The organism is Bacillus sp. FSL R5-0443, from assembly GCF_038608285.1.
Taxonomy (GTDB): Bacteria; Bacillota; Bacilli; order Bacillales; family Bacillaceae; genus Bacillus; species Bacillus velezensis.
The window spans coordinates 2,660,627-2,680,364 of record NZ_CP152013.1; the positions used below are offsets into that span (position 1 = coordinate 2,660,627).

Annotated in this window: 29 protein-coding genes and 1 tRNA gene; 8 read left to right on the plus strand and 22 right to left on the minus strand. The window is 44.9% G+C overall.

Annotated elements, in window-relative coordinates:
• Positions 1-258: 258 nt before the first annotated feature.
• Complete coding sequence (locus NYE28_RS13140; protein ID WP_012117979.1) at positions 259-588, plus strand: DUF3889 domain-containing protein; 330 nt, start codon at positions 259-261, stop codon at positions 586-588.
• Positions 589-627: 39 nt separating this feature from the next.
• Here the strand turns inward: NYE28_RS13140 and NYE28_RS13145 are convergent, their stop codons facing one another.
• The 9 genes from NYE28_RS13145 to NYE28_RS13185 all read right to left on the minus strand — a co-directional run bounded on the left by NYE28_RS13145 (position 628) and on the right by NYE28_RS13185 (position 5,927).
• Positions 628-807, minus strand: a complete 180-nt coding sequence (locus NYE28_RS13145) for a YqzE family protein (protein ID WP_003153093.1) — start codon at positions 805-807, stop codon at positions 628-630.
• Between the two features lie 56 nt (positions 808-863).
• The gene (gene comGG, locus NYE28_RS13150) at positions 864-1,241 is read right to left on the minus strand and encodes a competence type IV pilus minor pilin ComGG (RefSeq protein ID WP_012117980.1); all 378 of its coding nucleotides are present in this window, start codon (positions 1,239-1,241) and stop codon (positions 864-866) included.
• Positions 1,242-1,742, minus strand: a complete 501-nt coding sequence (comGF, locus tag NYE28_RS13155; RefSeq protein ID WP_257899725.1) for a competence type IV pilus minor pilin ComGF — start codon at positions 1,740-1,742, stop codon at positions 1,242-1,244.
• Positions 1,651-1,965 carry a competence type IV pilus minor pilin ComGE gene (gene comGE, locus NYE28_RS13160; protein WP_012117982.1) on the minus strand — a complete coding sequence of 105 codons (315 nt, stop codon included), beginning with the start codon at positions 1,963-1,965 and terminating at the stop codon, positions 1,651-1,653. Before comGE ends, comGF begins: the two co-directional genes overlap by 92 nt.
• The gene (gene comGD / locus NYE28_RS13165; RefSeq protein ID WP_043020787.1) at positions 1,949-2,386 is read right to left on the minus strand and encodes a competence type IV pilus minor pilin ComGD; all 438 of its coding nucleotides are present in this window, start codon (positions 2,384-2,386) and stop codon (positions 1,949-1,951) included. Before comGD ends, comGE begins: the two co-directional genes overlap by 17 nt.
• Positions 2,376-2,684 carry a competence type IV pilus major pilin ComGC gene (gene comGC / locus NYE28_RS13170; RefSeq protein ID WP_003153087.1) on the minus strand — a complete coding sequence of 103 codons (309 nt, stop codon included), beginning with the start codon at positions 2,682-2,684 and terminating at the stop codon, positions 2,376-2,378. Before comGC ends, comGD begins: the two co-directional genes overlap by 11 nt.
• A gap of 4 nt (positions 2,685-2,688) precedes the next feature.
• On the minus strand, positions 2,689-3,726 hold the full coding sequence (gene comGB, locus NYE28_RS13175) for a competence type IV pilus assembly protein ComGB (protein WP_337681036.1): 1,038 nt from the start codon (positions 3,724-3,726) through the stop codon (positions 2,689-2,691).
• Complete coding sequence (comGA, locus tag NYE28_RS13180; RefSeq protein ID WP_003153083.1) at positions 3,713-4,783, minus strand: competence type IV pilus ATPase ComGA; 1,071 nt, start codon at positions 4,781-4,783, stop codon at positions 3,713-3,715. The genes comGB and comGA overlap by 14 nt, the downstream gene beginning before the upstream one ends.
• Positions 4,784-4,976: 193 nt before the next feature.
• Entirely contained in the window at positions 4,977-5,927 is a 951-nt protein-coding gene (locus NYE28_RS13185; RefSeq protein ID WP_007408319.1) for a magnesium transporter CorA family protein, read from the minus strand.
• Positions 5,928-6,072: 145 nt separating this feature from the next.
• Between NYE28_RS13185 and NYE28_RS13190 the strand changes: the two genes are divergently transcribed.
• Positions 6,073-7,374 (plus strand): hemolysin family protein, encoded by a 1,302-nt coding sequence (locus NYE28_RS13190; protein WP_021494315.1) that lies wholly within the window; start codon positions 6,073-6,075, stop codon positions 7,372-7,374.
• Between the two features lie 37 nt (positions 7,375-7,411).
• Here NYE28_RS13190 and NYE28_RS13195 read toward each other — a convergent pair whose 3' ends face one another.
• Positions 7,412-8,242, minus strand: a complete 831-nt coding sequence (locus NYE28_RS13195; RefSeq protein WP_007408317.1) for an STAS domain-containing protein — start codon at positions 8,240-8,242, stop codon at positions 7,412-7,414.
• A gap of 71 nt (positions 8,243-8,313) precedes the next feature.
• Here NYE28_RS13195 and NYE28_RS13200 point away from each other — a divergent pair.
• Positions 8,314-8,384: transfer RNA gene (locus NYE28_RS13200), tRNA-Gln, on the plus strand.
• A 63-nt stretch (positions 8,385-8,447) separates the two neighbouring features.
• Here NYE28_RS13200 and NYE28_RS13205 read toward each other — a convergent pair.
• On the minus strand, positions 8,448-8,828 hold the full coding sequence (locus NYE28_RS13205; protein WP_003153079.1) for a Spx/MgsR family RNA polymerase-binding regulatory protein: 381 nt from the start codon (positions 8,826-8,828) through the stop codon (positions 8,448-8,450).
• Between the two features lie 237 nt (positions 8,829-9,065).
• On the opposite strand from NYE28_RS13205, the gene NYE28_RS13210 reads away from it, so the two are divergent.
• Positions 9,066-9,311, plus strand: a complete 246-nt coding sequence (locus NYE28_RS13210; protein WP_003153078.1) for a DUF2626 domain-containing protein — start codon at positions 9,066-9,068, stop codon at positions 9,309-9,311.
• A gap of 38 nt (positions 9,312-9,349) precedes the next feature.
• Here the strand turns inward: NYE28_RS13210 and NYE28_RS13215 are convergent, their stop codons facing one another.
• Positions 9,350-9,988 carry an MBL fold metallo-hydrolase gene (locus tag NYE28_RS13215; protein WP_015240215.1) on the minus strand — a complete coding sequence of 213 codons (639 nt, stop codon included), beginning with the start codon at positions 9,986-9,988 and terminating at the stop codon, positions 9,350-9,352.
• A 154-nt stretch (positions 9,989-10,142) separates the two neighbouring features.
• On the opposite strand from NYE28_RS13215, the gene NYE28_RS13220 reads away from it, so the two are divergent.
• Positions 10,143-10,316 carry a DUF2759 domain-containing protein gene (locus NYE28_RS13220; RefSeq protein WP_003153076.1) on the plus strand — a complete coding sequence of 58 codons (174 nt, stop codon included), beginning with the start codon at positions 10,143-10,145 and terminating at the stop codon, positions 10,314-10,316.
• Between the two features lie 32 nt (positions 10,317-10,348).
• Here NYE28_RS13220 and NYE28_RS13225 read toward each other — a convergent pair whose 3' ends face one another.
• The 5 genes from NYE28_RS13225 to NYE28_RS13245 all read right to left on the minus strand — a co-directional run bounded on the left by NYE28_RS13225 (position 10,349) and on the right by NYE28_RS13245 (position 14,196).
• A complete protein-coding gene (locus NYE28_RS13225) occupies positions 10,349-10,663 on the minus strand; it encodes an MTH1187 family thiamine-binding protein (protein ID WP_003153073.1) in 315 nt (104 codons plus the stop codon).
• Positions 10,664-10,668: 5 nt separating this feature from the next.
• Positions 10,669-11,706, minus strand: a complete 1,038-nt coding sequence (locus tag NYE28_RS13230; protein ID WP_025285001.1) for a hypothetical protein — start codon at positions 11,704-11,706, stop codon at positions 10,669-10,671.
• 72 nt (positions 11,707-11,778) lie between these two features.
• Positions 11,779-12,906, minus strand: coding sequence for a M14 family metallocarboxypeptidase (locus NYE28_RS13235; RefSeq protein ID WP_025285002.1), 1,128 nt, complete (start codon positions 12,904-12,906; stop codon positions 11,779-11,781).
• An 83-nt stretch (positions 12,907-12,989) separates the two neighbouring features.
• A complete protein-coding gene (glcK, locus tag NYE28_RS13240; protein ID WP_342490095.1) occupies positions 12,990-13,952 on the minus strand; it encodes a glucose kinase GlcK in 963 nt (320 codons plus the stop codon).
• A gap of 34 nt (positions 13,953-13,986) precedes the next feature.
• The gene (locus tag NYE28_RS13245; RefSeq protein ID WP_007408313.1) at positions 13,987-14,196 is read right to left on the minus strand and encodes a YqgQ family protein; all 210 of its coding nucleotides are present in this window, start codon (positions 14,194-14,196) and stop codon (positions 13,987-13,989) included.
• A gap of 197 nt (positions 14,197-14,393) precedes the next feature.
• Between NYE28_RS13245 and nhaC the strand changes: the two genes are divergently transcribed.
• Positions 14,394-15,758: a Na+/H+ antiporter NhaC gene (gene nhaC / locus NYE28_RS13250; RefSeq protein WP_021494320.1), complete on the plus strand. Its 1,365-nt coding sequence runs from the start codon at positions 14,394-14,396 to the stop codon at positions 15,756-15,758.
• Positions 15,759-15,833: 75 nt separating this feature from the next.
• On the opposite strand, the gene NYE28_RS13255 is transcribed toward nhaC, so the two are convergent.
• From NYE28_RS13255 to rpmG, 3 genes are all read right to left on the minus strand, one after another.
• The gene (locus NYE28_RS13255) at positions 15,834-16,007 is read right to left on the minus strand and encodes a hypothetical protein (RefSeq protein WP_007408311.1); all 174 of its coding nucleotides are present in this window, start codon (positions 16,005-16,007) and stop codon (positions 15,834-15,836) included.
• Between the two features lie 70 nt (positions 16,008-16,077).
• On the minus strand, positions 16,078-16,632 hold the full coding sequence (locus NYE28_RS13260; protein WP_337681035.1) for a 5-formyltetrahydrofolate cyclo-ligase: 555 nt from the start codon (positions 16,630-16,632) through the stop codon (positions 16,078-16,080).
• A gap of 78 nt (positions 16,633-16,710) precedes the next feature.
• Positions 16,711-16,860, minus strand: a complete 150-nt coding sequence (gene rpmG, locus NYE28_RS13265) for a 50S ribosomal protein L33 (protein ID WP_003153056.1) — start codon at positions 16,858-16,860, stop codon at positions 16,711-16,713.
• Positions 16,861-17,206: 346 nt separating this feature from the next.
• Here rpmG and NYE28_RS13270 point away from each other — a divergent pair, with 346 nt between their 5' ends.
• Positions 17,207-17,560, plus strand: a complete 354-nt coding sequence (locus NYE28_RS13270; RefSeq protein ID WP_003153047.1) for a hypothetical protein — start codon at positions 17,207-17,209, stop codon at positions 17,558-17,560.
• On the plus strand, positions 17,557-18,021 hold the full coding sequence (locus NYE28_RS13275) for an endolytic transglycosylase MltG (RefSeq protein WP_007408308.1): 465 nt from the start codon (positions 17,557-17,559) through the stop codon (positions 18,019-18,021). The genes NYE28_RS13270 and NYE28_RS13275 overlap by 4 nt, the downstream gene beginning before the upstream one ends.
• Positions 18,022-18,119: 98 nt before the next feature.
• On the opposite strand, the gene pstB (NYE28_RS13280) is transcribed toward NYE28_RS13275, so the two are convergent.
• Both pstB (NYE28_RS13280) and pstB (NYE28_RS13285) read right to left on the minus strand, forming a co-directional pair.
• Positions 18,120-18,902, minus strand: coding sequence for a phosphate ABC transporter ATP-binding protein PstB (gene pstB / locus NYE28_RS13280; protein WP_003153040.1), 783 nt, complete (start codon positions 18,900-18,902; stop codon positions 18,120-18,122).
• Positions 18,903-18,913: 11 nt separating this feature from the next.
• The gene (gene pstB, locus NYE28_RS13285; RefSeq protein ID WP_337681034.1) at positions 18,914-19,720 is read right to left on the minus strand and encodes a phosphate ABC transporter ATP-binding protein PstB; all 807 of its coding nucleotides are present in this window, start codon (positions 19,718-19,720) and stop codon (positions 18,914-18,916) included.
• Positions 19,721-19,738 lie beyond the last annotated feature (18 nt).

A 19,738-nucleotide genomic window follows, 5' to 3' on the forward strand; every position in this document is an offset into this window, starting at 1 on the left:
GCCTTACCCCCTGTAAAACTGGTAATAAATATGACAACCGTTCTCTTTAAAGAACTGTATGAACAAAGTATAATCAAGGATTATCGTCTTGAAAAATGTCAAAATCGGTCAAATTGTTCGTTTTTAAGAATGGTATCTTTTAAAAACAGCGTTTTGCTTCAAATTACACACCTTTTTGGAATTTTTTCTAATAAAACGTGAGAAAATAACGAGGTGCCTAGAACAAAATGGAAAGTATATACAGCGAAAGGACGAAGAATGATGATCAAACAAAGTCTGATTTGCCTTTCTCTTCTTGTTTTCGGGGTTTCAGGAACAGCTCAGGCGGAAACGGTGCCTTATTATGCTGTTCACCATAAATCAAAATGGGAAAAGTTAGCAGAAAAGGAAGCTAAAAAAAGATATCCGCTCGCCCAAACGTTATTTATTCAAAAGGTGTGGGATCGGAAAAGAACGGACGAAGCAGTCAAGCAATACCACTTGACATTGCGGGATGGCGCAAAAGAATTTGGCGTGTTTGTTACGATTTCTTTTAATCCCTACAGCCAAAAGGTAAATAAAATTGCCGTCATTGAGGAATACCAATAAGGCCCTCCTGTATCAGGAGGACCTTTCGTGTGATTCACTTTATTTTTTCCGCTGCATCCACAGCTTAAAACTATACGGCAATATTCCGAACCAGTGCTGAGAAGCCGGCACTTTCTTTTCTTTCCGCACTTCTTTTCGCTCTCTCCGTTCCTGTTTCGGCGTATCGAAATATTTAACGAATTGCTCAGTCATATATTTTACATAATCATTTGTTTTCACGGCTCTCACCTCATAGTGCTGTCTTTACTATGAAGTGTTGTCCCGCCGCCTCTTTTTTATACTTCCGTCCATTGAATCAGCTGTTTCTTCTTCTGATCGAACAAAAGGTGAGCCTCCCGTCTCGTTCCTGTCGTTGTTTCCGCCTGAATTGTAACCTGAACCGTTTCCCGGCGATCACTCCCCGTGATGTGAAAAGAAACGGTGCCATACGGAAAACGCTGTGTACCAGTTTGGACCTTTTGTCCCTGTGTCATATGGCGGCTTGACAGCAGCACGCCGTTTTGGAGCAGATTCTCTCCGATCCAGTACTCCCCGGCCTCTTTTGCAAATGTTTTTCGGGTGATGAAATCAGACGAAGTATAGCTGATGACAAGTAAAACTGCGGCAGAAACAAACAGAACCGCGGGATATATAAAACCGTCAGATTTGTACATTTAATCACCTTTAAAAGAGCTGTAAACCGGAATGACCGCCTGATTCTTTTGACCTGCAACGCTTGAGATCTCTAATAAGAGCAGGCCGTTTTTCACATCAGCCGTTAATGATGCCGCGTTTTGCAGGATCGGCACGTGGCCTTTTCCGTTTACTCTTTTCCTTATCATCTTATGATAAATTTCAAAACGCACTTCTTCGCCCCCGGTTTTCCGGCATGCTAACGCCCGTCCGCCGTCCTCCGGCTTCACAGCCTCAGCCTGTTTACATTCGTTCATGATCTGCTGAACGGCAATTTGATGCTCCCGGCTGTCTAATCCGCCGTTATCGGCCCGGTTTGATAAAAACAGATGTAAAATCGGGCCCAAGGTGCCTGATAGGAAAAGACAGACTGCCAAGGAGAACAAAACATTAAGAAGCGTAAAGCCAGTCTGTTTTGAGAATGCTGAGGCACATTTCTTTTTCGCTGCGGTCAGCCGTACACACTTTGTAATACTCACCATCCTCCTTCCACTTCACACCGGGAGACGGCGGCTTTTTTCCGGTCATCATATAAGTGCTGATATGTTTCTGAAGAAGCTGGTACGCTTCCTGGCGATCTTCTATTTTCAGACCATCTGTCAGCATGCCCGTCCAGACCGGAATGATAGACGTCATAAGGAACAGCCAAATGGCCATTGCTGATAGTGTTTCAATAGTAGAGAACCCCTTATTTCCGTTTAGCATGAACATTTCCGCTCCCTAAGTAAACTGTGATCTCATAGGTGAACCCGGCGCTCTTCAATTGAATCTTTCCTCCCGAATTCGGATGGCCTTTTTCGTTAAATTCAAGGCTCTCCGGTAAAGTCACAAGTGTAATGTGAAGCGAGTCAAAAGAACGCTCGACAATCCTTCCGCCTGACTGCAGTTTGTATTTATGCTCTTTTGGAAGAAAAGTGATTTTTGTTCTTTTATGTTCTGCGATAGCCGTTTCCTGAGCAAGCTGAATATCTTTTTGGAGCAGTTCTGTTTTTTGCCGCACGGCAAGGTGGGTGTAGGCCGGCGGAACCGTCGTGAACAAAACCGTCAGCAGGACGGACGCCAGGCTTAACACAATCAGGCTTTCAAGAAGGGTAAACCCATTTTCTGTCCGCCTGTTATTGTTCAACTGTAACTTCTCCGCCACTAATTAAGATCTGTTTACCATTCGGGCAGGCTGTATTCTTTTTGATATACCCCTCTGATTGTAAATCGTTCATATCCGGCATTTTACCTTCATGATCGATTTCGTACGCCGTCACTTGGGCTTTCACCATATTCTGCAGTCCTTCACAGCCTTTATGCTGAATGCTTTGATTATGTTTTGTAACGTTAGGAATGGTGATTAAAAGCAGAATGGAAACGATAAATAAAACGATCAGCATTTCAATTAAAGTAAATCCATCTTGATTTTTCAGACGAAGCACTCCCTTACATTTGGTTCATCATCTGGTACATCGGCATCAGCATTGACATGTAGACAATTAAAATCATACCGGCCACAACACCGTAAATGACAGTCTGGAGAATGCCGGTATACTTCGCCGCGTTTTGTTCAAGACGCTCCATCATAAACTGGCTGTACGTATAAAGTTCGCGGTGAAGCAGGCCGTTTGCCTGTCCGTGGCTGACTGCAGCCGCAAGGTCTTTTTCATAACACGGATGCCCGGAAAGAGCGGATTCTATGGTTTCTCCGGCTTTCAGACGTGTAATGAGCATCTCTGCTTCTTCACGATAAAAAGGCAGAAAAGATTGTTCTTTAAAAGCTGTTAAGCTGTCATAGATCGATAGGCCGGATTTCAGAAGACTGCTGAGCTGTAAAGAGAAAAAGTAGCTGTTAAAAAGAACGGCCGCTTTTCCTAATAGTGGTATTTTCACAACAATCAGCATTTTATCTTGCGGGGATTTTTTTTTACATAAGAACCAAACGTACAAAAACAAGCAGAAAGCGGCGGACAGCGCCAGTGCGCAGGCTTCATGAAAATGCCGAAAAAACGCAAAGATGAAAGCAGTCGCACCGGAAGTATTCATATTCATTGATTGATAAATCCCAGCAAACTGCGGAACAATTAAACTTTGCAGGATATAAAACATGACACAGACGGAAGAAATTAAAAACATCGGATACCGGAGCATTTTTTTGATTTGATTCGTCTGCATGAGCTTTCTCTGTAACAAGTCGCCGCTTTGTTTCATCGCCCCCGGCAATTCCCCGTGTTTCTCCGCGAAATAGCAGATAGAGACGGCTTCTTTGTGAAAAGACAGTGTCTCAAGCACTTGGTAAAACGCATCACCTTCCCTCAGCCGGCGGATTCCGTCCGTCAGCTCTGCAAGCTGACGTTTATGCAGCTGGAGTTGCAGCAGCCTGAGCCCTTCAATCAGACTGTATCCTTTTTCCGTCATTTCACCGAGCCTTTTCAAAAAAGCCGCTTGATCCTTCAAGGGCCAGGTTCGTTTAATCCGCTTCATGATACACCCACCGATCGTAATTGTCGGTCGTGACATAGCCGAGCGCGATTCCTTTTCTGATCAGCCTGCGGAGCGTCTGATATTGAAAATTGGCGTGCTCTCCCTTTGCTTCCTGAAAGCATTGGGTGAGGTTTTTCCCGTAGAGCAGTTCATAAATGCCCGCACGGCGTGTCTGCCTGTACATCCGGCAGTACACGGAACAGTTTTCCTCTTTGCAGAACGGACATGTTAAATCAACCAGACGCTGAGCGGCAATAGCAATGACGGTTTGTTCAATTTCTGTCATGTTCACGCCGAACTCCAGCAGCCTGTATATGGCGCCCTTAGCATCTCTTGTATGCAGGCTTGAAAGAACGAGGTGTCCCGTCATGGCCGCGCGGACTGCGATTTCAGCCGTCTCGGCATCTCTGATTTCCCCTAAGATGATCATATCGGGATCATGTCTTAAAATCGCTTTTAAACCGGCGGAATATGTGACTCCGGCTTTTTCATTCACCTGAACTTGCAACACATCCTCATCTCTTGTTTCTACGGGGTCTTCAAGCGTGACAATACGCCGGTTGAAATGCCTTTTTGCATAGTTGACAAGCGAGTAAAGAGTGGTCGTTTTTCCAGATCCGGTGGGGCCGGTAAACAGAAGCAGGCCGTGCGAATGCTTCAGAAAGGACAATAGTGCGGCGCCTGCCCCCCGAAATAAGGACAGTTTATCCAGAGGGGGAATCTGCCGCTTAGGCAAAAGCCTGATGACAAGACTTTCATCATTCATTGTCGGCAAGGTTGACATTCTTAAATGAACGGTTTCCGTCGGAAGCGGCAGAGACAATGACCCGTTTTGCGGCTTACGTCTTTCTCCTATATCCATGGCCGATAAAAACTTAAAATGAGAAATAAGCCTTACGCATTCCTCTTTTTTTAAGACTCTTTTTTTCACAAGAGCATGGCCGATGCGAAAATGAATGAAAGCATCCTTTTCTCTCGGCACAATGTGTATATCTGAAGCCCTTGCCGTATAGGCCTCGTTTATGATGTTCCTGCTGTATGTTTCAATATTTTTCACAAGACTTCCCTCCTTCCGCACGTATTGTAAATCAGATACACAGAAGCCGGCAAAGGAGAGATTATGCGTTTTACAGTGTGTAAAACGTAAAATAATAAAAAATAAGCCCCCTGACATTGATTTACCGAATGAAATCGGGAACCATTCGGCCATTTTCAGCCATCAAAAAAAAGCAGGCGTATGCCTGCTCTTCTTAGCGTTTCTTTTCTTTCCGCAAATATTTTTTTTGATGCTCCCTCAAAATGTCCCCTGTCCAGCCTTTCTGCCGCAGATAAATATAAATCAGCAGGGTTGATACAATAATGAGCACGATGGAACAAATATACGCATATTTCCAATGAAGCTCCGGCATGTTATCAAAGTTCATCCCCCAGAGAGCTCCAAGCGCCGTCATCGGTGTAAAGAGAGTTGTAAAGATCGTCAAGGCTTTCACAATTTCATTTCCTCTTTGGGAGGTAATGACTTCCTCGGCGTGCAGCAGATTGCTCAATTCCTGATCAAACTCATTGATATATGTAATTCCTCTTTCCATCTTTTGATGAGCTCTGAGGTAATCTTTCTGCCTGTCATTCTTCGGAAGAAAAGCTTCTTTTAAAGCCATTTCCACTTTTTTAGCCCCCAGTGTAAGGCCTTTCCAAATGAACAGCTCATGGCGCAGTTTATGCACATTTTCCAAGATTCCTTTGCTGTTGTCATCATGAATCTGCCATTTCAGCGTCCGCTGCTTGACTTCAAATTCATCCAGTCCGATCAGATAGGAATTCATCAGCTCTCCCAGCAGAACAAAAAAGCCTTCAATCGGATTTTCACAGGTTTGAATCTGCTGTGTGGCATGCTTTTCTTTTACACCGCGCAGCAGCGAAAAATCAAAATTAATCGTAAAAAAGAAGTCTCTCGTAATATAAAAGTGAAATACGGTATGGTTTTTTTCATCATCTAATCCTTGATGATAGATTAAAGAACCGAAAACCGCTTCATTATTCTGATCATTTGTATCTGAGCGCAGAAAGTTTATATGATTTTCATGTTCAAACCACTTTTCGCATTGCGGCCAGTGATTGTGATGAATCATTTTTTTCGCTTCTGTTTTTTCATGCGGACCGAGCTGGTACCACAGCCAGTCCGCACCCGAATGTACCTTCATCTCTTGTCATCCTCCAGTATCGCTTTCTTGTTTTATTACCGTAAATGAAGCAGGCTAAACCAGGTTCGATGTTTGAGCAGCTTTCTACAGTGGTATTATTCCGAAAAAAGGGAGGTGCAAGCCTTCCTTCGCGGAAGGCGTTACATTGTATATCATCAAACTGTCTGCCATCGTACTATTTATTTTATTAACGGCGTGTTTTGTCGCCATAGAGTTTTCAATCGTTAAAGCAAGGCGCTCCCGCATTAATCAGCTCATTGAGGAAGATGTAAAAGGAGCAAAAGCAGCCAAGCATGTCATTACACACCTCGATGAATATTTATCGGCATGCCAATTGGGCATCACCGTCACCGCTTTGGGAATCGGCTGGCTGGGTGAACCGACAGTCAAAGCAATGCTTCAGCCGTTATTTTTAAAGACCGGAGTTCACGAAGCGGTTGCCCAAGTCCTGTCATTGATCATCGCCTTTCTGCTGGTTACATATGTGAATGTCGTTATCGGCGAACTCGCCCCGAAAAGTTTTGCTATCCAAAAAGCCGAGCGGATTACACTTTTGTCTGCCAGACCGATGATTTTGTTTTATAAGTTAATGTTTCCGTTCATCTGGCTGCTCAATCATTCCGCCCGCCTGATTACAGCCATGTTCGGCTTGAAGCCTGCTTCCGAACATGAAATGGCTTATACGGAAGAGGAATTGCGGGTGCTCCTTGCCGAAAGCTATCGAAGCGGCATGATTAAAAAAAGCGAGCTGCATTACGTAAATAACATTTTTACATTTGATAAGCGCACTGCCAAAGAAATTATGGTGCCCCGGAATGAAATGGTGAGTCTGCCGTTAGACAGCGGATCGGGACATATGCTCCGGGACATTATCAAAACAAATAAATATACCCGGTATCCCGTAGTAAAAGGAGATAAAGATCATGTAGTCGGCATCATCAATATAAAAGAAGTTTTATTCAGATTCCTGTCAGAAGGAGCGGCGTTTACAAAACACGAACTCAGCCCTTACATCCAGCCGGCGATCCATGTGATTGAGACGATTCCGATTTATCAATTATTCGTTAAAATGCAGCGGGAACACGCCCATATGGCCATTCTCATTGATGAGTACGGCGGAACCGCGGGATTAGTAACGGCGGAAGACATCATTGAAGAGATCGTCGGCGAAATCCGCGACGAATTTGATACGGATGAAACACCTTCCGTTCAAAAGCTTGGGAAGAACCGCTATCTCCTGAACGCCAAATTGCTGATCAGCGACGTCAATGATGTACTCGGAACAGAGATTACGGCTGATCAAGTCGATACACTCGGGGGCTGGTTTCTTACTCAGCATATTGACGCGAAGCCCGGGAGCACCATTGATTTTGAAGGCTACACATTTACGGTAAAAGAAATCGACAGCCATCATATCATTACGATTGAAGCTGACAAAGCTGAATAGCTGAGGGAGACATCCCTCCCGGCCATTCAGCTTTTTATCATCTTAATGATTCTTTTACGATAAATCCGTTTTTTGCCAGCGCTTTCGCCAGACTCTGCTCCGTTTTCACCTGAGAAAAATCGATGCCGAGCTTCACGACGGTCTGCGCGATTTCCGGCCTGATGCCTGAGATTGTCGTTTCTATGCCAAGAAGTTTTGTGCTGTCAATCACTTTAAAAATCTGATAAGCGACCATCGTATCCACAATCGGCACACCTGATATATCTAAAAATAAATAAGAAAGACGGAGTGAAGAACATTGGTCAAGCACCGATTCCAAAATCATTTTTGCCCGGTAGGTGTCAATTTCGCCGACGAGCGGCAAAATTCCAATACCGTCGGCAATCGGCATAATCGGCGCACTTAGTTCGTTAATCATTTCTTTTTGGGCGTTTAATTGTGTAACCGTCACTTTATAATATTCCTCTGTAAATACTTCAATCATATGGTCAATTGCTTTGTTCAGCTTCTCTCCCCAATGGAATACCGCATTCGCCCCAGGCTTCTCAGACATTGTTTCACAGCACGTCTGTATGCGGTTCCAGACCAATCTCCGGAATTCTTTAAAGCTCGTGACGCTTTCATAGACCGGTACTTCATGGACGGCCCGGTCCCTTGCGAACTGAAGCGCCCATTTTGTCAGCTCCTCTTCTCCGCCGTCTTTTTCCGATAAAATGCCGGCAACGATTTCAATTAACAGACGGTGCTGCATTTCCGCTTTCTGATCATCTGAAGGCCGCCCCGATTTTGGTATGAGCAGCCACTGGCGTGTGATTTCACCTGATTCTTCAATTAAGGTTCGAGATAATGTTTCACTCAAATGTTTCACGTGTCTCCTCCATTCAAATTCCTTTGTATGTATAAATCGGCGCCGGACGCACATACTGTAATTACATCCGATGGGCTATAGCCAAGCGGTAAGGCAATGGACTTTGACTCCGTGATCGTTGGTTCGAATCCAGCTAGCCCAGTCCGCAACCGCAAAAAACGAAGATTAGCTGATAAATTTTGATCAGCGGATCTTCGTTTTTCTCTTATGATACAGATTGATGTACCGTTTTTTTCTTCGTCAGCTTCATCAGTTCTCCCGGATTGTATCCGATAACGAGCTTATTGCGATCGATCAGAATCGGACGCCGCAGCAGTTTCGGCTTCTCAGTCAAAAGCTTCAGCACTTCATTTACAGTCATTTCTTCAATGTTCAGGTTGAGATTTTTAAATGTTTGACTTCTCGTCGCCAATATTTCATCAATTCCTTCAGTCGTTAATGATAAGATCTGCTTCAATTCATCAATTGTCGGTGTCTCCCTGAATAGATGGCGCTCTTGAAAGTCAACATTGTGGGCTTTTAACCAATGTTTCGTTTTTCGGCATGATGTGCAGCTCGGGTATGAATAAAAAATAAGTTCTTTCATTTTTAAAAATTCCTCCCTCGGATAATCCGTCTCTTTGTTAACATAAGTACCCTGAACTTTTTTTCATTAAACATATTTCCAAAAAGATTTTTCGGATCTTTTTGAGAGAGCGGCATAAGATATAAAACACAGGGAAAGACATAAATTCCACAATAAATATAATCATGAAAATGTTTACATTTTGAGTGCCGATCTATTATAATAAACTTCAGATAGACTCTCGGGAGGGGATAAGGAATGAATCGCATGTTCCGGGTGTTAGGATTTTGGACGGGGATATTTGCAGTCATGTTTTTTTTAGGGGGCATGAAAGACGCTTCACTTTTGTTTTTTGGACAGACGATCTTTTTCGTATTTCTTTCTTATTTGAATCTGACTGAGCGGATGTATATTTATATTTTCGGAGCTTACTTAACCGTATTTTTCGCCGGATTTACATATTACTCTATTTTTATTATGACACCGGGCGGCGGAACCCACTGACAGAAAAAGACAGACCGTTATGGTCTGTCTTTTTTCATTTACAGTGAAAAACCATTGATAAACGGGTTTCGCTCCTGCTCTGTCTGAATATCCGTTTCCGGCCCGTGCCCGCTTAACACAAGTGTATGTCCGGGAAGCGTGAGCAGTTTTTGATGAATGGAATCAAGCAATACGTCCTGACTTCCGCCCTGTAAATCAGTTCGGCCGATGCCTCCCTGAAAGAGCACATCACCTGAAATCACCAGATCCGCGTCCTTCACATAATAAGAAACGCTTCCCGGTGAATGTCCCGGCGTAAACAATGTCTCCAAATGGAAAGGCCCGATGTCCAAAATGCCGTCGCCTTCGATGAGCCGTTCGGCGGGCCGTGCCGTTACGGCGATGCCCCGCAATATGCCCGATCCGTTTAAGGAAGAGTCCTCCAGCCACTTTTCTTCATTTTTGTGAAGATATACGGGAACATCCCATCTGTCTCTTACTTCGTCAAGCGCGCCGATATGGTCAAAATGGGCGTGCGTCAGTAAGATGGCCAGCGGCTTCAGATTGTTTTCTTTTATGTAATTGTTGATTTTGTCCGCTTCTCCGCCCGGATCAAAAATAAGACAGGACTGATCCTCACTGACAAGAAAATACGCGTTTGCCTGAATCGGACCGGCCGGCATTCGTCTCCATTTCACTTTCATCACCTCTTTATGTATATGCCCTTATTATGAAGGTTTTCTGCGGAAGATTCAATGAATGCGGCCGGGAAAACGCTATCGACAAACAAAATGAAAACGGTTAAAATGAAATGGAAAGATTTTCAGGTTCCAATGACAAAGGAGGAGCATGATGTTACTTGTTGTAATCTTCGGCCTTGTCGCATTATTAGCTGTATTAGGAGTCCTGCGGGCTGTCAGACAGAGAAATATCCTGGGATTTTTGTTAGCCGCCGCCACGCTGGGCGTGTTTGGCTGGTTTACCGTAATGACCGTTGTAACCAGCGGCTATCCGACTGCACATTAAAAGCCTGTATCCAATGGATACAGGCTTATTTTTTATTGCTGCAAATGTTTGCTGACACTTTTGATTTTGCTCTCCAGTGTCGTTTCTTTATCACGTCTGTCATCAATGCGGATATTTGTCGCCACTCTGTGCAGCCCTTTTTGGAACGGGGCTTCGTGAATGTCCTGAATGACTGCGAATAAGTCGCTCAGCTCACCTTCAATCAAAGTGTTCATCGGCGTGAGCTGAAATTTGATTTTGCCGGCAGCTTTGTAACCCTCCAAAATGTTTTGCACATCAGCTACATACTCACTGACACTCGGTGTTTTTGTTCCGATCGGAATGATTGTGACATCTGCAATTGCCATTTGGTTCAAACTCCTTTTTCATTTGTTATGATTGGTTCTGTCATGCCTGTTTTCAGTGAAATCAGACGGTCATACGTAAAGCCGTATAAAGCGTATTCCCCGTTCGGAGAGATCTGAATCGGCTCCATTTCCGTGTTTTTGAGCACCGTCCGCTCCCGTTCGTCTCCTAAGTCAAAGCTGATCAGATTGTAAGAGCGGCCTTCAGGCTTAAATATGTAAAACCGCTTGTGTGTCTGATCGTAATCATACTCCATCGGCGCGAAGCTCTCATACTTTTTTTGGAGAGGAAAGCGGTGCGTCACGGATGCCGGCTTTTGGAAAAGGAACTCGCCGTCTCCGTCCGATTGATCCGTTTGTCTGACGGCAATCGTCATGCCCGGGCGGGAATCGGCCCAGATGACGTGATGAAGCACTCTTTTTTCTTTTTTTGTCTGCAAGTGATAAGAATATAAAGGACCCTCTTCCTCCGTTTTTCCTTGCTTGATATATTGGAATTCATCAGTGGAGGTCCAATGGACAAAAGGGGCCTGAACGGGACTCTTTTTTAAAATGCCGTTGTTCATATCGGCCGTATAGGCAGTGAAGTCCCATGTTTCAGTAAAAACGGTAATCATCATTTGATACGGGTCATACGGATTCCAAGCCGTCTCCAGCTCATAAGAGTTAAAGGCTTTGTGATAAAGTCTTTTCCCCTGCTTGTTCATAAGCACAAGCTCAGTCTGACCGCTGCTTGTCACCTGTACGAGAATCAGCTGTTTTTTCCGGCTGATCTTTACATTGACAATATTGCCCTTTGTTTCATAGAGCCGTTCGGATTTTCCGCTGAAAAGATCATATTTCATCAGCTGATGATGTGCTGTATACAGGATCGTTCTGTTATCCAGCCATCCTTCCGTTTTCTCCGCTTCCTTTTTACTGAGCGGAACGATTTTCTGTTCTGCCGATTTTGCCGAAACGCCTGTGTCTTGCTGCTGATGAGATGGTTCACAGGCCGCTAAACACAGAACGAATGCGGACAGCAGAACACAAACCAAGTATCTCACCAGCCTTCCCTCCATTCTTTTCTATTGTCCCATATTTGTTTATGTAAACAAATGAGAAATTTCACAGATGTCTCAAAAAACAAGCGACCTCCACAAAATACCTTCCGTCGCTTGATAAATATCAGCAAACTGATGAAAAGGCAAAGGGTTTTTTCCCTTCCCGAGCTCAATGGTATAGCCCTCTTTTCCATACTGCTGTATAAACCAATCCCTAAAACCGGCATGGCTGTCAATGGTTTTAACGCCTTGATAGCGGTTTCCGCTTATCGCTTCAAACTCCCGAATCATCCGGGATGATTGCTCCGGTTCACATCCTTCGTATCCCCAATAAATCTCTTCTCCCTGCGTATGAAGCGCGATCAGCCTGTCAGGCGGCTGCTTCGTTATCAGCCGGTGCATTGCCTGCGCCTCCGGTTCAGTGAGCGGCGCCGTCCCCGGAAAATCACGGTATGAAGGGGCTTTCGGTTTGCGCCTCTGTTCAATATCCCAATTGGATGGGAAATGTTTATTTAAATCCACACCGTTTATATTCGCCTTCCATTCGCGGAAATCCGGGCGCTGCTCATTTAATTCATTAAGAAATTCATTTTTTTCTGATAAATCTTCACATCCGTAAAGTACGAGATCAACACCGTCGGGATTTACGAGCGGAACGAATGACAATGATGTCCGGCTGAATATATCAAGCGCAGAGTGCCCGAAAACGGTTTTATTTTCGCATAATGCCGCGCAATATTCTTTACACCATTTAAGCGCGACCGAGGTGGTGATCCATTCATTGGCATGAAATGAGGCGTTTACATGGACTTTTCTTTCGGCCGTATCCGCACCTATTTTCAGCTCATAAAGCGGCTTTCCCAATACGGAACTGCCGATTTTACGGCACGTGACAAACGGAAAGACATCCGTTATTTTCTCAATTTCTTCATAAACCGATTGGGAGCCGTACACCTTTTCTTCCTTCACCCATTGATCAGCGGAAAGAATCCTTTCACAGTGCCGGATGTATCGCGAAAGCCCGCTCAGCGTCTCAAGCGGCGGACCCTCTGACTGCCCGCTCACGGCAAAGCCGGGACAAAATAATTCATCGTTTTCCGCCGTTTTATCAGCGGCTTTCAACAGTTTTTCATCAATTGAAAGCACCTTTGCAATATCTTTCATATGCTGTTTCAATTCAGGTTTGACACGAATTCCCGCCATTGTTCATCCCCCTTTTTTAAAAACTATATGACTGGGGAGATAAAAAAAGAAAGCCGCCCGCGATATGGGCAGGCAGACTTTCTTCAGCAGTTTTGATGTTTGAGCCATTCATTTTTGGCAATCCACGCCCCGCCGATGACTCCGGCGTCATTTCCAAGTTCCGCAATCGAAATATCCGCCGCTTCCGCAGAACGCGGGAATGCGGTGATTTTGAAAGTCTCTTCCACTTTTGACCGCAGGATTTCACCCGCTTTGGAGACGCCTCCGCCGAGCACGATTTTCGTCGGATTCATGGCGCTTGCCAGATTTCCGAGCACGAGGCCTAAATGTTTTGCGACATAATCGACGACTTCAAGCGCTGTCTTATCCTGCTGTTTAGCCGCATCGAACACGTCACGTGCTGTCAGATCGCGCACTTGTAAGAGCGAAGAGTCGGAAACCGCCGCAAGCTTTTCTTTCGCGATGCGGACGATGCCGGTTGCGGACGCAATCGTTTCGATGCAGCCGGATTTTCCGCAGTTGCACGGAGCTCCTCCTTCCGGAATACTGCAAATATGACCGATTTCTCCGCCGGCCCCGTTTTTTCCGTGAACGATTTCTCCGTTGACGATGATGCCTCCGCCGACTCCGGTTCCGAGCGTCACTAAAATGACATCTTTGGCCCCGTCACCTGCACCCTTCCACATTTCTCCGAGCGCCGCGATATTGGCATCGTTTTCAATGACGGCCGGAATACCCGTTTCCGCCTCGAGATGGTCTTTCAGCGGATAGTTTTTCCACCCCATATTTGTCGTCTCATAGACCATCCCCGTCGTCATTTCCACGGGTCCAGGCGCTCCCATTCCGATCCATTTTACGATCCGTTTCGGCTTGTTCAGTTCTTCCAGCTTCTGGTCAAGCGCTTTGGCGATCGTGACCGTAATTGTGTTTCCTGATTTATCGGTCGGAACTTCCCATTTATGCTGAATTTCACCGTACATGTTGATAAAGGCCAGCTTGATGGTTGTTCCGCCAAGATCAATCCCCGCAAACCATGTATCTTCCATAATAATCTCCTTTTCTTATTAAAATCCTGCTGTGTTATCTGCCTTTGATCCGCTCCGATTCTCTCTGAAGAACTCCGGCGGCTTTTTGCCATAATTCTCTTTCAATCACGTTTGACAAGTACATTTCCTTTAATTCATCTTTCATAAAGTCAATTTCGGCTTGTCTGTCACCGAAATAAACGATATGTCCGAATGACTTAAACAGCTGCTGCACGTCATAAAATGAATTCATCTTCTTCACCATTTCTATTCTTCTTAGTATAAGCGTATTTCATCACTGATCCGGGCGTCAAGCAAAAAACGATTGGAGAAAATATCCTTGTATTATTTTCATAAATTGTATATTCACAATTGTAAAAAAACACTCATTTATGCGTTTTTCTGTTACAATACTTTCGTGCCCAAAAGCACAAAAGGATTAAAGTTTGATGGGGTGTTGTTTTGAAACAAGAAAAAAGGCTGACGTTCATCTCAGCCATCAGTTTATTTGTCTTGATGTTAGCAGTCATTATTTCCTGCCTGTTTTTCTTTCATACAGAGCCGCATATGCCGCTGTTCTTTTGCGTCATTATTCTGTCTCTGGCAGGTTTGTGGCTCGGTTTCTCGTGGGACAGTCTTGAAAAAGGAATTGTCAGCGGATTGAAAAACGGTGTGCAGCCGATTATCGTGCTGGCTTTGATCGGTGTGCTGATCGGCGCCTGGATGTACAGCGGCGCCATTCCCACCGTCACCGTTTACGCTTTGTCAATTATACAGCCGAGTCAGCTGCTTTTGACCGCATTATTTTCCTGCATGATTATCAGCACGCTTGTCGGCTCAAGTCTGACAACTGTCAGTACAATCGGCGTCGCGCTGTTAGGGGTAGCAAGCGCGGCGGGAGTTCCGCTCGAATGGACGGCGGGAGCAGTCATTTGCGGGGCTTGTTTCGGTGATAAAATGTCACCGATGTCCGACACGACGAATTTTGCCGCCGGAATCGGCGAAATTCCGATTTTTAAGCATATTCGCCATATGATGGGCACTACCGTTCCGGCACTTCTGATCACGATTGTTCTTTTTTATATTCTCGGTTCATCGGTTTCAATAAATGCCGCTTCAACGCAAAATATTGAGGCGGTCATTTCCGGAATAAAAGAGGCCGTGCACGTTACGCCTTGGTCGCTTCTTTCACCTCTGTTGGTGATCATTTTAGCTGTGAGACGGGTTTCCGTGATTCCGGTGCTTACCGCCGGTATTATTTCCGCAGGGCTTCTGACTGCTGTTTTTATTCCTGACAGCAGCATTCAAGGATTTATATCCGCCCTGCAAAGCGGGACGGCGTTTAAAACCGGCGACCAGGCTGTGGCCAGCATTATCAACAGAGGCGGGCTCCAATCGATGATGGGATCAGTCTCTCTGATCATGATCGCCTTTGCGCTCGGCGGCCTGATGGAAAAAACGGGCCTGATCGCGGCGCTGCTTCAAGGATTGATAAAAGGCGTGCATACGAAAGGACGTCTTGTCATGGCGACCGTCTTCTCAAGTATAGGCGTAAACCTTGCGACAGGTGAGCAGTATTTGTCGATCTTAATTCCGGGTCAATCTTATAAACCTTTATATGACAAGCTCAGCATTAAGCGGATTCACCTTGCGCGGTCGCTTGAGGACGGCGGAACATTGATCAACCCGCTGATTCCCTGGGGAGTAAGCGGCGCTTTTATGGCAAGCGCATTAGGGGTTTCTGTCATCGACTACCTGCCGTTTACCTTTTTCCTGTACATTTCTCCTATGATCTCAATTCTGCTCGGTTTCCTGAAAAAAAGCTGACAATACGAGAAAACCTGCCGTTTTTTACCGGCAGGTTTTCTTATGCAAAAAATCCCGCTGAAAAACGGGATTTGTTTAAAATGCCTGCTGAATGAATTTGTTTCTGATAAACGGTATTTTTAAAAAGAAATGAATGAATGACCGTCTGATCCCCGGCTGGCTGAGCACGCTGTTCATCAGACGGTAGCGGTTTTGGTAAACGGCTAAAACAGATACGGCGCATAATGAGTAGATCAACAATTTTTTCATCTTATCCCTCCTGCCCCTATCGTTTGTCAAACAGCGAGAATTATTCCGGTGCAAGAAGTTTTTTATGCGATTAAGCGATGGTTTCAGATTCAGTCACGATCATATCGACCGGAATATCGTGGGGCATGCGGGGAATGCGGTCTGTCAGCTGACAGTCAAAGAGAAGCGACACGGTACGGCCTTTATAACCGGACAGGTACCGATCATAATATCCTCCGCCGTATCCGATTCTGAAGCCTTCCCGGTCAAAAGCCACGCCGGGCACAATCACAAGGTCAATGTCATTTTGGGCGGCTTTTTCCGTCAGGCTCTCGATCGGTTCACTGAGGCCCGCATATACGGTTTCCAGCTGATCATACGCAGAAAATGTACGGAACTCCATCGCTCCCGTCTGCGGAAAGCATTTTGGGATACAGACTTGTTTTTTCTCTTTCCAGGCCTGTTCAATAATCGGCTGTGTCGGAATTTCCAGGCGTGTCGAGATGGTAACGGCGATCACGCGGGCCTGTTTCCATTCTTTTAAAGAAAACAGCGTTTCACGCATGCTGCGGCATTTTTTCTCCCATTCACTTTCTGTCATGTCAGAAAGCTTTGCTTTGATAGCGGTTCTGATTTGTGCTTTCACGTTTCTCAAACCTCCCTGAAAGACAAAAAAGCCAGAACTTTATTGAAAGCTCCAGCTTTTTCCGCTGTTTTAAACAGCTTATTTTGTTTCACGGTGTAACGTAGATTTTTTATCACGTGGGCAATATTTTTTAAATTCAACGCGGTCCGGATTGTTGCGTTTGTTCTTTTTAGAAATATAGTTACGCTCACCACATTCAGTGCAAGCCAAAGTAATATTAACGCGCATTATTTTCCCTCCAAACTAAATATCATTTACTTATTCAGACTTATATATAATACCACTATAATGGACGGAATGCTAGAGTGATTTACATGAAATGTTGTTTAAGTGCAGAAAACATCAGTTTATGCTTCTGATCCTCTGAATGAGCTTGCGTCAGATGAAGGGAAAATATGACGAAACAGGACAAAAAAGGACTTTCTGATACGAAATCTATAGAGAAATAACCGTTTGCTCCCCGAATAAAAAAGATTTCCCGACAAAATTCCGTTTTTTTCTCTATTTCCTTTAGAATGGCGGCGTTTTATGGTATAAAAAAGAAGGGCAAATTAATAATAGAAGGTGATGAAACGTGGAAATTGCTATTATTGCGTTGTTTATCGTCAGTATAGCGCTTATTGCATTCTCATATTCTCAAAGAGATCCGATGAAAGACGTGGAACAGGAGCTTGAAACGCTTCAGCTTTCCGCCATGCAGGAAATTTACAAGCTGAAAAAGAAAATGACGGTGCTTGAAGAAGAATTGCTGGAAACCAACCTCGTGATCCGCAAAGCCAAAAGCAGCGGCATTAACCAAAAAATCGCCAAACAAATCATTTCAAAATATAACAACGGAATGTCTGCGGAAGCCATCGCAAAAGCGGAGCACGTATCTGTCGAGGACGTCAATACCATTATTAAAGATAATGAGAAGGTGCTCGTATGACAAAACGGGGCATTCAGGCTTTTGCAGCAGGCATGATTTTAGCGACGGCCGTTCTCGCTGCTGTCTTCTATTTGACTGACCATGACCAGGCAGCCGCCGTTAAAACCGAAAAAACAGCATTGACAGAAAAAGAAGTAAACAGCTACCTCGACGATCAGCAAAAAGTCTCCGTCAACCGGGATGACTATCAAAAACTGCTTGATTCTAAAGAAAAATCGTTAAACAACGACCAAAACACAGACGCCAAAAAGAAAAAAGTAACATACAAACTGACGATTAAAGACGGAATGAGCACTGCTGATGTGTCATCCATTCTTGAAAAAGAAGGGATTATTCCTTCAGCGAAGGACTTTAATGATTACGTCATTGACGCAGGCTACCATAAAGAAATCCGCGCCGGCCATTTCAAAGTCGACTCAGATATGAGCTTTAAAAAAATCGTCAAAACATTAACCCGCTAAAAAAGCTTGCAGGCATCGTCCATTCAGATGGATACGGCCGGCAGGCTTTTTTAATAGGCAGTATAAAACGGACCCGGTCAATGGCCGGGCCCGTTTTTTTATCCAAATTTTCCGGTGATATAATCATGTGTTTTTTGATGATCCGGCTGAGAAAATATTTTGCCCGTATCGCCCCACTCTACCAGTTCGCCCATATAAAAAAACGCGGTTTGATCAGAGACCCTCGCAGCCTGCTGCATGTTGTGCGTCACAATGACGATTGTATACTTTTCTTTCAATGTCAAAATCAGCTCTTCTATTTTCCGCGTGGACACGGGATCAAGAGCGGACGTCGGTTCATCCATCAGAAGGACGTCCGGTTTTGTGGCGAGCGCCCTTGCGATGCACAGCCGCTGCTGCTGACCGCCTGACAGTGAAAGCGCCTGCTGGTGAAGGCGGTCTTTCACTTCATCCCAGAGCGCAGCTGCCTTTAAAGATTCCTCGGCGATTTCAAGCAGTTTCTTTTTATTTTTTTCGCCGTGAATTCTCGGACCATACACGACATTCTCAAATATTGACTGGGGAAACGGATTGCCTTTTTGAAACACCATACCGATCTGTTTTCTTAATTCTGCCGCATCCGTCTTTTCTTTCAGCAGATTGCGCCCGTTATAGATCATGTCGCCTGTCACTTTGACATTCGGGGCCATTTGCAGCATTAAGTTTAATGTTTTAATAAAAGTGGATTTCCCGCAGCCGGACGGACCGATGATCGCAGTTACCTTCCGCTCCTCAAAACCGATCGTAATGTCTTTTAAAGCCTGGTGGGCTCCGTACCATACGTTCATGCCGTGAATATCAAATAAATTCTGTGTGTGCACCGCTTCCTTCACAAGGCTCACAGTCCTTCCCCCTATCCGAACTTTCCGTTAATGTAGTCATCTGTCTTTTGCGCTTTAGGACTCGTGAAAATTTGTTCTGTCTGCCCGTATTCCACCACTTCCCCGTTTAAAAAGAAAGCCGTTCGGTCAGACACCCTAAGTGCCTGCTGCATGTTATGCGTAACGATAATAATCGAATAATCTTTTTTCAGTTCTGTCAAAAGCGTCTCGATTCTGGCGTTTGAAATAGGGTCCAGAGCTGAGGCCGGTTCATCTAAAAGTAGCACGGCAGGTTTCATCGCAAGCGTACGGGCGATACAAAGACGCTGCTGCTGGCCGCCTGATAACGAAAGAGCCGATGAATGAAGCCGGTCTTTGACTTCCTCCCAAAGCGCCGCCTTCGTTAAGCTTTCCTCGACCGCATCATCCAAAACGGCTTTCCTGCGGTCCCCCGCATACTTCAGCGCATGTGTGATGTTATTGTAAATGGATTTCGGGAACGGATTCGGTTTTTGAAACACCATACCGATCTCCCGTCTGAGAGACACGACATTAATCGCTTCCCCCAAAATATTCAGCCCTTCATAAAGGATCTCTCCCTCGCTTCTTGCCGAAGGGATGGCATCGTTCATTCTGTTAATCTGTCTCAAAAATGTTGATTTCCCGCAGCCGGACGGACCGATCAGAGCCGTCACCGCATGTTTTTCAATATTCATGTTCACATCTTTAACCGCTTGTTTGTCACCGTAATAAATTGATAAATGCTTCACTTCCAAAATTGAAGACTCCGGCGAACGCTTTGTCTGTTCCGCTTGTTCCCTGATGATGTGATCAATCATGTTTTCGCCTCTTTCCGA

Bases quoted from the DNA above. Each gene is read 5' to 3' on its own strand.
- NYE28_RS13255 (WP_007408311.1), bottom strand. From the start codon at position 16,007: ATGAAAAAATTGTTGATCTACTCATTATGCGCCGTATCTGTTTTAGCC.
- NYE28_RS13275 (WP_007408308.1), top strand. From the start codon at position 17,557: ATGACAAAACGGGGCATTCAGGCTTTTGCAGCAGGCATGATTTTAGCG.
- NYE28_RS13235 (WP_025285002.1), bottom strand. From the start codon at position 12,906: ATGGCGGGAATTCGTGTCAAACCTGAATTGAAACAGCATATGAAAGAT.
- comGF (WP_257899725.1), bottom strand. From the start codon at position 1,742: ATGGTGAGTATTACAAAGTGTGTACGGCTGACCGCAGCGAAAAAGAAA.
- NYE28_RS13225 (WP_003153073.1), bottom strand. From the start codon at position 10,663: ATGGCAATTGCAGATGTCACAATCATTCCGATCGGAACAAAAACACCG.
- comGG (WP_012117980.1), bottom strand. From the start codon at position 1,241: ATGTACAAATCTGACGGTTTTATATATCCCGCGGTTCTGTTTGTTTCT.
- NYE28_RS13245 (WP_007408313.1), bottom strand. From the start codon at position 14,196: ATGGTGAAGAAGATGAATTCATTTTATGACGTGCAGCAGCTGTTTAAG.
- NYE28_RS13210 (WP_003153078.1), top strand. From the start codon at position 9,066: ATGAATCGCATGTTCCGGGTGTTAGGATTTTGGACGGGGATATTTGCA.
- NYE28_RS13140 (WP_012117979.1), top strand. From the start codon at position 259: ATGATGATCAAACAAAGTCTGATTTGCCTTTCTCTTCTTGTTTTCGGG.
- NYE28_RS13220 (WP_003153076.1), top strand. From the start codon at position 10,143: ATGTTACTTGTTGTAATCTTCGGCCTTGTCGCATTATTAGCTGTATTA.
- glcK (WP_342490095.1), bottom strand. From the start codon at position 13,952: ATGGAAGATACATGGTTTGCGGGGATTGATCTTGGCGGAACAACCATC.
- pstB (WP_337681034.1), bottom strand. From the start codon at position 19,720: ATGATTGATCACATCATCAGGGAACAAGCGGAACAGACAAAGCGTTCG.
- NYE28_RS13185 (WP_007408319.1), bottom strand. From the start codon at position 5,927: ATGAAGGTACATTCGGGTGCGGACTGGCTGTGGTACCAGCTCGGTCCG.
- comGE (WP_012117982.1), bottom strand. From the start codon at position 1,965: ATGCTAAACGGAAATAAGGGGTTCTCTACTATTGAAACACTATCAGCA.
- comGB (WP_337681036.1), bottom strand. From the start codon at position 3,726: ATGAAGCGGATTAAACGAACCTGGCCCTTGAAGGATCAAGCGGCTTTT.
- NYE28_RS13205 (WP_003153079.1), bottom strand. From the start codon at position 8,828: ATGAAAGAACTTATTTTTTATTCATACCCGAGCTGCACATCATGCCGA.
- rpmG (WP_003153056.1), bottom strand. From the start codon at position 16,860: ATGCGCGTTAATATTACTTTGGCTTGCACTGAATGTGGTGAGCGTAAC.